The sequence below is a fragment of the Paraburkholderia sp. GAS448 genome (genome assembly GCF_050435685.1).
GTDB lineage: Bacteria > Pseudomonadota > Gammaproteobacteria > Burkholderiales > Burkholderiaceae > Paraburkholderia.
The window spans coordinates 342352-355547 of record NZ_JBNDKT010000005.1; the positions used below are offsets into that span (position 1 = coordinate 342352).

Below are 13196 nucleotides of genomic sequence, written 5' to 3' on the forward strand. Positions count from 1 at the left end.
AAGTCATGAACGACAAACCAGATGTAGCGCCAGACAGCACGGCAGCGCGAGTCGCCTTGTGGCGCGCTCTGCATGTCGAGGCCGACCCCCCGCCTCATGTACTGGAAGACGAAGTCGGCCTTAAGCTGCTGTCTCCGGACAAGGGCTGGCGCCACCGCGGGGACATGGACCTGCAGTTCACGCGACCCTTTCGCGCCTCGATCGTGGCTCGTGCTCGCTTCATTGAGGACCTGGTCGTGGAACAGGCCGGCCGCGGGCTTGGTCAGTATGTCATCCTCGGCGCCGGCCTTGACAGCTTCGCGCAACGGAGGCCGGAGATCGCGACCCGCCTCAGGGTGTTCGAGATCGACCAGCCAGGTCCTCAGGCATGGAAGCGTCAGCGCCTGATCGAGCTCGGCTTCGGCGTCCCGGACTGGCTGCGCTTCGTGCCGGTCGATTTCGAGGCGGGAGACGCCTGGCGGGACGCTCTTGTGACTGCCGGCTTCGATGACAGCAAGCCGGCGATCGTGGTCTCCACGGGCGTCAGCATGTATCTCAGCAGGCATGCGAACGCGGCCACGCTGCGCCAGGTCGCGGCCCTCGCCCCAGGATCGACGCTCGCCATGACGTTCCTGCTCCCGCTCGAGCTGGCGGACCCCGAGGTACGTCCGGGGCTCGAGATGGCGGAGAAGGGAGCGCGAGCGAGCGGGACACCTTTCCTCAGCTTCTTCACCCCGCCGGAGATCCTGGCGCTGGCCCACGAAGCTGGCTTTAGGGAAGCACGGCACGTCTCGGCGGCCGATCTTACCCGGCGCTACTTCGTGGGCAGGACAGATGATCTGCGTCCGCCAGACAATGCGGAGGAACTGCTGGTAGCAAGTACATAGCTGTCCGCACGGTTTCCGACCGACATGACAGGCAACGACCCCGGTGAGACGAATTTATCCATTGGGAGAACGAAGGTGCAAAGCCGGATAGCACTTATTCCACGGGAGAATCGTGCTGGACCGCCTCACGGCAGTTTGGCGCGCACCTCGTCTGTCAGCTCGAGTTGTGCCGCCCGCATGTTTTCCCGCAGATGCTCGAGCGAAGAAGTCCCCGGGATCAGCAGAATGTTAGGCGCGCGATGAAGGAGCCAGGCAAGCGCTAACTGCATTGGCGTCGCGCCGATTGTCCGGGCGACTTCGGACAGCACTGACGACTGAATCGGTGTGAACCCGCCAAGCGGGAAGAACGGCACATAGGCGATGCCCCTGGCCGCCAGGTCGTCGACGAGCCCATCGTCTTCCCGGTGGACAAGGTTGTAATGGTTCTGGACGCAGACGATCTCCGCGATGCGCTGCGCCTCGGCGACCTGGGCCAGGGTCACATTGCTGAGGCCAATGTGCCGGACGAGCCCCTGGTGCTGGAGTTCGGCGAGGGCCGCGACCTGCTTCTCGATCGAACCTTCAGCGGGGCTATGGATGCTGCCCATGATGCGCACGTTGACGACGTCGAGCACATCGAGGCCGAGGTTGCGGAGGTTGTCGTGGACTCCGCGCCTGATGTCGTCCGGCTCCAGCGCCGGTAGCCACGCACCGTCTTCGCCACGGACGGCGCCGACCTTGGTGACGATCACGAGGTCGTCCGGGTAGGGGTGGAGCGCTTCGCGGATGAGCTGGTTGGTGATGTGCGGCCCATAAAAGTCGCTCGTATCGATGTGGTTGACGCCCGACGCCACCGCTTCGCGAAGCACGGTGATGGCCGCGTCACGATCCTTCGGCGGTCCGAACACGCCGGGACCGGCCAGCTGCATGGCGCCGTAGCCCACACGATAGACGGGGCGGCTGGCAAGCGGAAATGTGCTGACGGGGGTGAACTTCGACATGGCGCTCTCCTTGACGAATGCTGAGCACAAGTATGGCGACGATTGCTTTGTTCGATAACCCGATCTAGATTGTACGGGTCGTTCGAAAAAGTGAACAACGGTGGAGTTCAACGGAGTGGCAGGCCCGATTCTGGTCATCTACCCTCGCCTATGCAAACAGGATCGCGCCCACCGACAGACCTGACGTCGGCTACGCGATGATCTTTCCGGTGATGACGATTGTGAAAATCCTTTTTGTGAATATCGTGGCGGCGCTCTGATAAGTCGACCGTGCCCGCTTGCTTTCGGGGCGAAGCTGCGTCTTGTGCGTCGACCAGAGGATTGGCCGTTCCACCGACGGCACGCCGATTCAATTTACTGAACCGAAAACCCGTCAGCGAACGTTTCGCGAAGGTACGCGACGAACAGTGCGACCGCACGCGGGACGTGGGGTGTGTAGGGGCGTACGACATAGAGTTGCTCGGCAAAGGCGCCGACCGGACGCCAATCCCGCAAAAGGACCTGCAGTTTGCCGGATCGAATCGCTGTCTGCGCAGTAAAGTCAGGCAGGAGTGCGATACCCAGGTCATCGAGCGCCGCGTCCCGCAAGGCCTCGCTGTTGTTGGCTGAAAGTGGTCCGTTCACCGTGACCGTGACAGGTCCGGTCCCCGGCTTGCGCGTTGTCTTTCGTTCAAAAGACCAGATCCCCGGGCCTAATGCGCGAGGGTAAAACAGGCAGTCGTGGGACGACAGATCCGTCGGCGACTCCGGAATACCTCGTCGCTTGAGGTATGCGCGCGTCGCAACGATCACGGAGTGCGTTGCGCAAAGTTTCCATGCGACATGCGTCTCGGGTGCTTGCGCGCTGTGCCTGATCGCCAGATCGAATCCCTCGGTAGCAATCGAGCTAAGCCGGTCAGACACTTCGAGTTGCACGCGGACTTCAGGATTCGCTCGCAGAAATGCCGACATTCTCGGCACCAGTTGCTGCCGGACAAATGCAACCGGTGCCGTTACACGGATCAACCCGCGTGCGACGCCCGCCATCTCTCTAACCGTGGCGAAGCTCGTCGCAATGTGCTCGTATTCCCCGCGCGTGCTTTCAACGAGCCGCTGACCGGCCTCGGTGAACCGCACACTACGCGTGGTGCGCTGCACCAGCGCGACCCCTGCGACCCGCTCGAGCTCGGCGATGCGCTGGCTCATCGCCGCCTTGCTGACGCCTAGGCGAGCGGCGGCAGCGGTATAGCTCCCTTGTTCTGCAAGCACCGTCAACCAGTGCAGGTGCGTCCAGAGACCTTCGACTTTTTGCGTATCCATGTGCCTATTGTTCACTAATGAAAACAATGATTTCAAGTTTAACGCCTTTGCATACTCGAAGGAGCTCCATACACTTCGTCACATCGCCAATCAATGTAGAGGAATCGACATGCAAGCGTTCAACGATACTGCCGATGTGACCCATTTCATTCACGGTGAACCTGTCCGTGGCTCAGGCACGCGTACCCAGCCCATCTTTAACCCTGCAACGGGCGAGCGTCCTCGCAGGCTTTTGCTGGGCGAGGCAGGCGATGTCGACACGGCGGTGGCCAGTGCGAAGGCCGCCTTCCCGAAATGGAGCAATACGCCACCGATTCGTCGTGCACGCGTGATGCTGCGATTCCTCGAACTGATGAACAGACACCGCGACGAACTTGCCGCGATCATTACGGCCGAACATGGGAAGGTATTTTCCGACGCGCAAGGCGAGGTAGCGCGCGGCATCGATGTGATCGAATTCGCCTGTGGCATTCCGCAATTGCTGAAGGGCGACTATACCGAGCAGGTTTCTACCGGGATGGACAACTGGACGGTTCGTCAGGCACTGGGTGTCGTAGCGGGTATTACGCCATTCAACTTCCCTTGCATGGTGCCGTGCTGGATGTTCCCGGTTGCGATCGCCGCCGGCAACGCGTTCATCCTGAAGCCGAGCGAACGTGACCCGTCCGCTTCGTTGTTCATGGCGAAGCTGCTGAAGGAAGCGGGCCTGCCTGATGGCATTTTCAATGTGGTTCAGGGCGACAAGGTCGTCGTCGACGCGCTCCTCGCCCATCAGGACGTCAAGGCAGTCAGCTTCGTGGGTTCGACGCCGATTGCCAACTATATCTACGAGACCGGCGCAAAGAATGGCAAGCGCGTGCAGGCACTCGGCGGCGCGAAAAACCATATGGTCGTCATGCCGGACGCGGACCTCGACCAGGCTGTCGATGCACTCGTGGGCGCCGGATATGGCTCCGCCGGCGAACGCTGCATGGCGATCTCGGTTGCAGTGCTTGTCGGCGACGTCGCCGACAGGATCATTCCGCGACTGGCCGAACGCGCTCGCAACCTGGTCGTGAAGAACGGCATGGAACCCGATGCGGAAATGGGTCCCATCGTCACCCGGCAGGCTCTCGAGCGTATCGAGGGTTACATCGCCACGGGCGTCGATGAAGGTGCGAAACTGGTGGTGGACGGCCGCGGTCTGAAGGTCAAGGGGCATGAGGACGGGTTCTTCACCGGAGGCACGCTGTTCGACAACGTGACGCCCGAAATGCGCATCTATAAGGAAGAGATCTTCGGGCCGGTCCTCGCCTGCGTTCGCGTCAAGGATTTCACCGAAGCTGTCGATCTGATCAATGCGCACGAGTTCGGCAACGGTGTCGCGTGCTATACGCGCGACGGTCATATCGCGCGTGAATTCAGTCGTCGGATCGAAGTGGGTATGGTCGGTATCAATGTGCCAATTCCGGTTCCGATGGCCTGGCATGGCTTCGGTGGCTGGAAGCGCAGCCTGTTCGGCGACACGCATGCGTACGGCGAAGAAGGCGTTCGGTTCTATACGAAGCAGAAGTCCATCATGCAGCGTTGGCCGGAAAGTATCGAAAAGGGCGCTGAATTCGCCATGCCGACCGCCAGGTAAGTCGACCAGACGCCGGTTGTATACCGCGAGGCGCTGCGCGAGTCATCTCGCGTGGCGCCTCTCCCGCTTTTGGCGTCGTGATTTCACTGCGCCTCACGTTATGGCGACGAGCCGGCAGGGCCTCGCGGCGATCGCATGAAGCGCGGTAGTGCGCTCCTCGACGTGTCGCCGGAAGTGCGCGAGCGGGGAATGGGCACGGCTGCCGGCGCGAGAAATGAAGACGGTTTCGATACGCGCCTCGTCGGTGGTCAACGCGTGGCAGGCGAGGCCGGCGCCGGGTTTCACCACCGACGTGGGCAACAGCGTTATGCCAAGGCCCGCAGCGACGCAGCCCAAAATGCCTTCCAGCGTGACGAACTCCAGGACCTTCACGTTTGCCACACCGCGCCTTCCCAGAAGCACTTCGAGCCGTCGCCGGTAAGCACAACCTTGGCGAAATACGAGGATACGCAGCTCTGCACACGACGCAATAAGGTCGTCCAGAGATCTCACGTGACTCGACGTCGCAATGGTGAGTTCTTCTTCAAACGCGACGGCTGACTCCAGATCACGGTGCGCAACAGGGCCTGCTACAAAGGCGCCGTCGAGCTTGCGCTCGAGAACATCCCGCACCAGTTCCTCCGTCGTTCCAGTATAGAAATTGACATCGATCAGCGGGAAACGTTTAGTGAAACTGATCAACAACGAGGGTATGCGGACTGCGGCCGTCGTTTCCATCGATCCAAAACGGAGCATGCCTTTGGGCTCGCCATTATCGGAGACGGCGTTCTTCGCCTCGTCGACCAACGCGAGAATCTTCGTCGCATAGGGCTGCAGATGCATGCCGGCCGCAGTGAGCGACATGCCGCGGCTGTGCCTGTCAAAGAGCGGAACACCCAGTTCCTGTTCGAGCGCACGAAGTCTAGCCGTTATATTCGACTGAACCGTATTCAGTTGCGTCGCTGCGCGTGTCACCACACCCGCTTCTGCCACTGCCGCAAAGACCTTCAGATCGCGCACGTCCATGAATTCGGTCTCCTCTCTAACAGATGCCTTCGATCGATTCTAGCGCCGAATTTGTGGGCCGGTTGCGAAAAAATGGTGTGTGGAACTGCACGCATCCACGTGGCTGACGAGCGGTCGTAGCTATCTGCTGAAACGATCGCTGCTATCAAAATAAATCGTTTCAAATGCTCGATTCGATGGACCTATATTACTGACACAGGAACCGCACACACAACGCACGCTTCGCCGCCACCGCCACTGCCGCAGGGCGACCGCCAGCCCGGCCACGGGGTGGTTTGGCAAGCGTGTAGAGAATCGCTTCCTCATATTTTCGTTCATGTGTTCGCGTGAGCTCGGCGTGGCAATGGCATGCCGAAAAACAGGAGACAGTGATGTTTGAGAATGATGAAAAGCTCTCGAAGAAACTAGGCGTCAATCACCCCGTGCTGCTTGCACCGATGGACCTCGTGGCGGGAGGAAAGCTCGCCGCAGCCGTGACTGAAGCCGGTGGCCTCGGCATCATTGGTGGCGGCTACGGTGACGAAGCCTGGCTGCGCGAACAGTTCGCCGCGGCGCAGGGGGCGCGGGTCGGGGTTGGTTTCATTACATGGAGCCTTTCCCGCCAGCCTCATCTGATCGATGTATGTCTCGAGCACTCGCCGGTCGCGGTGATGTTCTCGTTCGGCGACGCGAGCAGGCACATCAAGAAGGTTAAAGCGGCGGGAATTCTGTCGATCTGTCAGGTTCAGACCGCCGCGATGGCGCGCGAAGCCGTGGCATATGGCGCGGACATCATCGTGGCGCAAGGCGCGGAGGGTGGTGGTCACGGGGTCGCATGCGGGACCATTTCGCTGGTGCCGACGGTCGTCGATGCAGTCGGGGACGAGGTGCCCGTCGTTGCAGCGGGCGGAATTGCCGACGGACGTGGCTTTGCGGCATCGCTTGCGCTGGGTGCTTCGGGAATCGTTGTCGGCACGCGTTTCTATGCCAGCGAAGAGGCGATCGGACACGCGGATGCGAAGCGGCGCATCGTCCAGTGCAAGGGTGGCGAAGAGACGATTCGCGGCATTCTGTTTGACATCGCGCGCAATAACGTCTGGCCGGCGCCGTTCACAGGACGCGTGCTTCGCAATCAGTTCTCCGACAAATGGGTGGGTCGCGAGCGCGATCTGCTTCAGCAGTTGCAGGTTGAGACGCCGCGCTATCTCGAGGCTCGCGCCAACGGTGATTTCGACACCGCCGCGGTCATCGCTGGAGAATCGGCGGGGCTTGTCCATGACATTCTGCCGGCGAGAACCATCGTCGGCAACATCGTCAGGGAAATGCGCGAGATTCTCGGTTATGCGGCTGCAGGCGACCAGCGTGGGTTCAAAGGGGTGGCCTGAACGTCGTGCGGTCACGAAGCCGACGCGGCAGGAGCAGACCAGATCAGACTCACATTCGCCGTGATCTTCCAATCTTAGAGAGACAACTGTCGAAAATGACTGCACTAACCACTGTTCAACGCATTGGGACGTTCGCTTCGAACGCGCGAGCGAGTCACCTGACACCGCAGGCTCGCAAGCTATTCAAGCGCAACATACTCGATAGTCTCGGCTGCGCGATTGCCGCGCTGCCTGGCGCCCCGTTCAAGGCGCTGCGAGAGCAGTTCGACGAGTACCGAGGCTCGGGTTCATGCTCGCTGATCGGCGGCGGAACGACATCGCCCGACCAGGCTGCCCTGTACAACTCAGCCCTGGTTCGTTACGTCGATCTGTTGGATAGCTACATGTCTCAGGGTGGACTTTGCCACCCGAGCGATAATTTCGGCGCGATCCTGGCGGCGGCCGAGCACGCGTTTGCAAGCGGCGAGGACTTCATGCTTGCGCTCGCGGTAGCGTACGAAATACAGAGCCGTATCACGGCGGTCGTCCCCGTGATGGCAAAGGGCTTCAATCACGCCGTTCAACTGGCGGCTTCCGCGGCGGCCGGAGCAGGGAAGCTGTTCGGCCTCGACGCGAATCAACTCGCTCATGCGATCGCTATCGCCACGGTGGACAACATCTCGTTGAGCTGTGTTCACTCGGAGCCGGTTTCGCAATGGAAAGGCTTTTCGCCGGGCATCACGGGAATGCGCGCCGTGTATTCGGCGTCGCTTGCGAAGCGCGGTTTCACCGGCCCGCTGCGCCTGTTCGAAGGGCCCAACGGCCTCGTCCGGATGTTCGATCAACCTGTCGACGTTGACTGGGAAGATCAGCGGCTGGAAGTGATCTTCCAGACCGTGATGAAGAAGTACTGCTCGCTGATTCATGGCCAACCCGTGCTTGAAGTCACGCTTGCGCTCAAGCGCAAGAACAACGTGAAAAGCGATGATGTCGAGGAAGTGCTGTGTGACATCTTCCAGACGGGATTCGATATCGCAGGCGGGGGAGGCTTTGGCCCAAAGGACCATCCCCAGACCAAAGAGCAGGCGGACTACAACCTCAAGTACCTTATCGCGGCCGCCTTGCTCGACGACCAGGTCGGGCCGGCCCAGCTGGAAGCCGCACGAGTGCAGGCCCCCGATGCACAGGCACTGCTGAATCGAGTGACCGTGCGCCCCGACCCGGAATTTACTGCCCAGTATCCGGGCGCCTTGAACACGAGAGTAACCATCAGATGCAAGGACGGCCGCGTGTTCTCTGCTGAGCACACCGGCTTTGAGGGTGGTCTCGACAATCCGCTGAGCTGGGATCGCACGGTCGAGAAATTCCATTGGCTGAGCGAGCAATACGCCGATGAAAAGCTTCGAGGTCAGATCGTCGATCTGGTCTCCAGATTGGATGAGCACTCGATTGCTGAGTTGATGCAACTCATGACGAAGGTGAGTCCAGTACCAACGTTTCCGGCGAAACACCCGGGAATTCAGTAACCACGCAAGTGCTTAGGAGAGGCGAATGGCCCTTATTTCTTGTGATATGCGATTTGGTAGAACGGACGAGCAGAAGCGGCAGCTTGCGGCTGGTCTGCTGCGTGTGGTCAGCGAAGCGACGGGAGCAACGAAAGACGACATTTTTCTTGTGATTCGTGAAGGTCGCGGGATCAATTTCGTCGAGCACGGCGAGCATCTTCCGGAATATGTCGAAGGTGCCGCGAACGACAAAGACCTGGTCAATCGTCTGAAATAGAGAATGCCGGGAGACAACCATGCCTTTTATTGAATGCCACATTAAAGCCAGTCTGACGCAGGAGCGTCGTACTCAACTCATCAGAGACATCATTCAGGTCACGCATGATTCGATCGGCTCGGATCCGAAGATCATCAACGTGATCCTGCACGAACATCCAGTTGAAAATATTAGCGTCTCGAGCCGTATCAACGGCGAAGATTTCAGGAGAAAGGGCGCGGGCTGACTAAGTGCTTTCCAGGAGCTGGCCCCGTCCCACGTCGGGTAACTGGCTCGCTCGCACCGGGCCAACCTGCCCGGTGGTGACGTGGGGCGCATTGCCGCCCCTCACACAATCATGAATAACTATTTGTCCCGTCTTGCCCGGCTTCCACGAAATCAAGAAAAAAGAGCCGGACATTGGCAATCCAATATCCTTGCAGGCGGACATCGACCGGGGCAGGACTCATGCTTCGATAGAGGGCAGCCCGTATGTCGGGCCGGTCGGGAGCTAATGCGCCCGGCTGCTGACTGTGCGAGTGAATATCCGGTCGACGACGAGCCTGGGACCGCCGCAACGAGCCTGATTTGTGACGCAAAGGAAAGAGTCTTGTGCCGGCTACGACGAGGCTTTCAGCATTGTTTCACGCGTATGCTTAATCCTGCTTTGGTGTAGGATAGTTGTCGCATTCAGCGGTTACGTCGTGATCGTGAAGCGCAGACGATTTGATCGGAGAGCTTCCCGTTCGAGTGTCGCCGATGGCGCTGGATAGTCCGGAAGCGCATTGTGTGCCCCCGCAGTGCACGCTGTTATCAGGGGAGTCGCTGGCGGTCCTGGCAAAGTGGCGCGATAAGTCGAAGGTATCGAGTATCGTGCAGTAATGAAAGTAGCTTGGTCGGGTAACGTGGCTTTGTGCGGGTTATGTTCAGTTGATAGAGGTGCAAAGGATGGACATTGCCGACCTCAAGGTGTTTGAGGCCGTTGCCCGGCATGGAAGTATGAATCGGGCAGCGACAGAGCTACACACGGTTCAGTCGAACGTCACCGCACGGATACGTTCGCTAGAGCGGGAAGTGGGTGTGGCGCTGTTTCAGCGCCACGTGCGCGGGGTCAGCATCACCCCTGCAGGTCAACGGATGCTTCCGTACGCCGCCCGCATTGCAAAGCTCGTTTCAGACGCGAAAATGGCGGCCCTGGATGAGGGTCCACCTAACGGGACCCTTGTACTTGGGACGCTCGAGACCACTGCCGCCCTTCGTCTTTCGCCAATCCTGAGCAACTTCGCGAGAATGTATCCGCAGGTCAGACTCTCGCTGACGACCGGCACGAGCTGCAGCCTGACGCAGGATGTTGCCGAATGTCGCCTCGACGGCGCGTTCATTGCCGGCCCGCTGGATCATCCCGATCTTCACATCGAAACGATTTTCCAGGAGGAGCTGGTCCTCGTCACGCCGCGAACGATGCGTTCGCTCGAAGCGCTCAGATCGGCCCAGGATCTCAAAACGATCGTGTTCCGTCTCGGATGTTCGTATCGCCAAAGGCTCGAGGCGTTGCTGGCGGAAATGGGCATCCTTGTCAAAACGCCGCTGGAATTCGGTTCGATGGACGCGATTATCGCGTGCGTGGCCGCGGGAATCGGTGTGACGTTGCTGCCTAGAGGCGTGGTGGCGACTGCTGCCGCCCAAGACCTTGTCGCCATTCATGAGATAGCACCGGAAAAGGCGCACGTGGAGACACTTTTCATCCGCAGACACGACGCTTACGTGTCGAGTGCGATGGAGGCTTTCGTCGAAGTCGCACGCTCCCAGCTGGGTCCCGTCATGGCCGCCGCGTAGTATGGGCGAGTCGATGTGGGACTGGAGAGCACAGCAGGTTCAAACGTCCGCAGGCCGAATGACTAGGTGGGACAACCCAGCTGCGTAGCGAGGTCGTTCAGGTCCGTCGCTGCGAAGTCCCATGCCTGCTCGGCATGCAGATCGCTTGTCTGCGCCGGGCCGTGTTCAGTGGGTCTTACTATGAAAGCCGTCGTCAATCCGCAACGGCGCGCTGCTGCCAGGTCGGCGTTGTGTGCCGCGACCATGCAGACGTCTGCAGGGTTCAATCCAAGGATTTCGACGGTTGCGGTATAGACCTGCGGTGACGGTTTGTACGCCCGAACCAACTCTGCACCCAGAATCGCGTCCCAAGGGAGTGCTGCCCGTTTTGCCATGTCCAGCATCAGCCTGATATTGCCGTTCGAGAGAGGGGCAATCATGAAGCGACGCTTGAGCCGCAATAGACCCTCGACAGAATCAGGCCACGGGTCTAACCGATGCCAGCAGAAATTGAGTTCATCAAGCTCATCCGCAGAAATCGAACCGGGATTGATGCCGCACTCGGCCAGCGCCTTGTCGAGGTTTTCCCTGTGCAATACGTCAAGCCGCACAAACGGCCGTCGGCCACTGCGTATCTCTTCCATGGCAGGCGAGTACTGACGTCGCCACGCATCTGCAAGCTCGAATGCGTCGACGGCTAAAGCATGACGGCTGAGGAACGGACGCAGCTCTCGCGCGACTCCATTGCGCCAGTCGACCACCGTCCCGAAGACGTCAAACAGGAGAGCCTTTGTTTCCGGGCTATTGATCACGTCAGCCCCCTCGTCACCATCGAGATCATTCAAGTCTACCCCGGCTCTGTGCCGTTAAGTCGCGTCGCCCTGATCCCGCTGCGCACGCGCTCAGGTTTCGACGACGAGCGACGCGTTCGTTCGTGCAGTTCCGCGCAGGTTTGGCATAACACCATGTTATGTCTGATCAAACAATTCGGGAATTGCCATCTGGAACGTCGGCTCGTATATTCCTTTTAACGCAGGGCTTTGCGGTACGCCGGGAGAACCGGTTGCGCCACGATGAGGGGCGGCGTGGTCCTTGTTTTGTTATGGCTGGTGTGACGAAGCCGGCAACCCTGCGGCAAGTCCGCACGATGTTTGAACTGTCCGCGAAAGCGGTCCATATTGAAGATACTCGGCAAGACAGGCAAAGGATCCGCAAACATGAAACTCACCGATTTCAAGGTGCTCACTTTTGACGTCGTCGGCACGCTGATCGACTTTGAGCGCGGCATGCTCAATTGTCTGCATGCGGTCGCAGAAGACGCCAGGGTCTCCGACGAAGACTTCCTTGCCGCTTACCGTCAGGCTCGCAAAAGCGGAGATACCATCGCGTATCCGGACGACCTGGTGCGCTGCTGGCATGTCGTCGCACCTGTTTTGGGCTTGCCCGACAGCGACGCGATTGCACAGGGCTTTCGCGATTCCGTGGCCGAATGGCCGGCATTTTCAGACTCGGTCGAGGCGCTCAAGCGTCTGCGTAAACATTTCAGGCTGGTCACCATGACTAATGCGCAAACCTGGGCGCTCAAGCATTTCGCTGCGACTCTGGAGCAGCCGTTCGACCTGGAGTTGAGCTGCGACAATGCCTTATGCGAGAAGCCCGACGCGCGCTACTTCGCTTATGCGCGTGGTCGCTTTGAGGAGAAATGGGGCTATACGCAGGCAGACAACCTGCACGTGGCACAAAGCCAGTATCACGATATTGGAATTTCGATGCGGTTGGGAATTGCCACATGCTGGATCGAGCGCCGTCATGCGCAGAAGGGATCGGGCGGCACCATCGAGTCGGCCATGACGAAACCTGACTATCATTTCCATGCCCTGGCCGAACTGGCGGACGCGGTGGAGGCGGGTCGCTGACAGTCACGAAGCGAACCCGTGCCTCGTACCCGAAACGGGGCATATCCCGAACCTCGAGAATCTGGCTTTCGCGAAGGACACCACTGCGCCCGAGATCCCTGGCTACGCTCTGCATCAGAAGACCGGGCGAACATCGTCACCGCATAGTGCACTGCGATCCTACGCGATGACGTTTCAAATGCAATCAGTGGTGGGCAAAGAGACCACCCTGGAGGGAGAAGCCCCTACGGCTCCCCGATTGAGAGGATCCGGCGGTCACGCCGCCGTATGCGCGCTGTGCATCGACGCCGGCGCTGCGTTCGGCCGTGCTGACTTCCGTGTTTTGATCCTGCGGGGCCGCACATAAATCGCATACGATTAAAGCGGATAAGTCGAATGATCGTCTGTTCGCGTGGCGATGTCAAGCGCATTCGATAACATCGGATACGACGTTAATGGAAAAACTGGAATTCCCCACAGGAACAAGTCCTATGTTTGTATCGCAATGTATCAGCCCCAGACGCTGATACATAAGCTTGCACAGGCTGTTCCTGTCGACACAAGCGAGATACTTTCGCGCGTTTTAATGCGTCAACGCCGGCTTCGCCCGT

General features: G+C 59.6%; 12 protein-coding genes. 8 read left to right on the plus strand and 4 right to left on the minus strand.

Translation table 11 applies throughout. The annotated features are described in order from the left end of the window. Positions 1-5 precede the first annotated feature (5 nt). Positions 6-866, plus strand: a complete 861-nt coding sequence (locus P3T23_RS12945) for a class I SAM-dependent methyltransferase (protein WP_429316552.1) — start codon at positions 6-8, stop codon at positions 864-866. 125 nt (positions 867-991) lie between these two features. Here the strand turns inward: P3T23_RS12945 and P3T23_RS12950 are convergent, their stop codons facing one another. Together P3T23_RS12950 and P3T23_RS12955 are read right to left on the minus strand one after the other, a co-directional pair. Continuing rightward, complete coding sequence (locus P3T23_RS12950; RefSeq protein WP_429316553.1) at positions 992-1846, minus strand: aldo/keto reductase family oxidoreductase; 855 nt, start codon at positions 1844-1846, stop codon at positions 992-994. A 354-nt stretch (positions 1847-2200) separates the two neighbouring features. After that, positions 2201-3145, minus strand: coding sequence for a LysR family transcriptional regulator (locus tag P3T23_RS12955; protein ID WP_429316554.1), 945 nt, complete (start codon positions 3143-3145; stop codon positions 2201-2203). A 109-nt stretch (positions 3146-3254) separates the two neighbouring features. Here P3T23_RS12955 and P3T23_RS12960 point away from each other — a divergent pair, with 109 nt between their 5' ends. Further along, complete coding sequence (locus P3T23_RS12960) at positions 3255-4766, plus strand: CoA-acylating methylmalonate-semialdehyde dehydrogenase (protein WP_429316555.1); 1512 nt, start codon at positions 3255-3257, stop codon at positions 4764-4766. A 93-nt stretch (positions 4767-4859) separates the two neighbouring features. On the opposite strand, the gene P3T23_RS12965 is transcribed toward P3T23_RS12960, so the two are convergent. Continuing rightward, positions 4860-5771, minus strand: coding sequence for a LysR family transcriptional regulator (locus P3T23_RS12965; RefSeq protein WP_429316556.1), 912 nt, complete (start codon positions 5769-5771; stop codon positions 4860-4862). A 371-nt stretch (positions 5772-6142) separates the two neighbouring features. Between P3T23_RS12965 and P3T23_RS12970 the strand changes: the two genes are divergently transcribed. The 5 genes from P3T23_RS12970 to P3T23_RS12990 all read left to right on the plus strand — a co-directional run bounded on the left by P3T23_RS12970 (position 6143) and on the right by P3T23_RS12990 (position 10711). Further along, positions 6143-7135 carry an NAD(P)H-dependent flavin oxidoreductase gene (locus P3T23_RS12970; RefSeq protein WP_429316557.1) on the plus strand — a complete coding sequence of 331 codons (993 nt, stop codon included), beginning with the start codon at positions 6143-6145 and terminating at the stop codon, positions 7133-7135. A 95-nt stretch (positions 7136-7230) separates the two neighbouring features. Next, positions 7231-8640, plus strand: coding sequence for an MmgE/PrpD family protein (locus tag P3T23_RS12975; protein ID WP_429316558.1), 1410 nt, complete (start codon positions 7231-7233; stop codon positions 8638-8640). A gap of 25 nt (positions 8641-8665) precedes the next feature. Next, positions 8666-8896 carry a tautomerase family protein gene (locus tag P3T23_RS12980; RefSeq protein ID WP_429316559.1) on the plus strand — a complete coding sequence of 77 codons (231 nt, stop codon included), beginning with the start codon at positions 8666-8668 and terminating at the stop codon, positions 8894-8896. A gap of 19 nt (positions 8897-8915) precedes the next feature. Then, positions 8916-9122, plus strand: a complete 207-nt coding sequence (locus P3T23_RS12985; protein WP_429316560.1) for a tautomerase family protein — start codon at positions 8916-8918, stop codon at positions 9120-9122. A 701-nt stretch (positions 9123-9823) separates the two neighbouring features. Beyond that, the gene (locus tag P3T23_RS12990) at positions 9824-10711 is read left to right on the plus strand and encodes a LysR substrate-binding domain-containing protein (protein WP_429316561.1); all 888 of its coding nucleotides are present in this window, start codon (positions 9824-9826) and stop codon (positions 10709-10711) included. A gap of 62 nt (positions 10712-10773) precedes the next feature. Here the strand turns inward: P3T23_RS12990 and P3T23_RS12995 are convergent, their stop codons facing one another. Continuing rightward, positions 10774-11502 carry a haloacid dehalogenase type II gene (locus P3T23_RS12995; protein ID WP_429316674.1) on the minus strand — a complete coding sequence of 243 codons (729 nt, stop codon included), beginning with the start codon at positions 11500-11502 and terminating at the stop codon, positions 10774-10776. Positions 11503-11907: 405 nt separating this feature from the next. Between P3T23_RS12995 and P3T23_RS13000 the strand changes: the two genes are divergently transcribed. Beyond that, positions 11908-12606, plus strand: coding sequence for an HAD-IA family hydrolase (locus tag P3T23_RS13000; protein WP_429316562.1), 699 nt, complete (start codon positions 11908-11910; stop codon positions 12604-12606). The last annotated feature ends 590 nt before the right edge of the window (positions 12607-13196 follow it).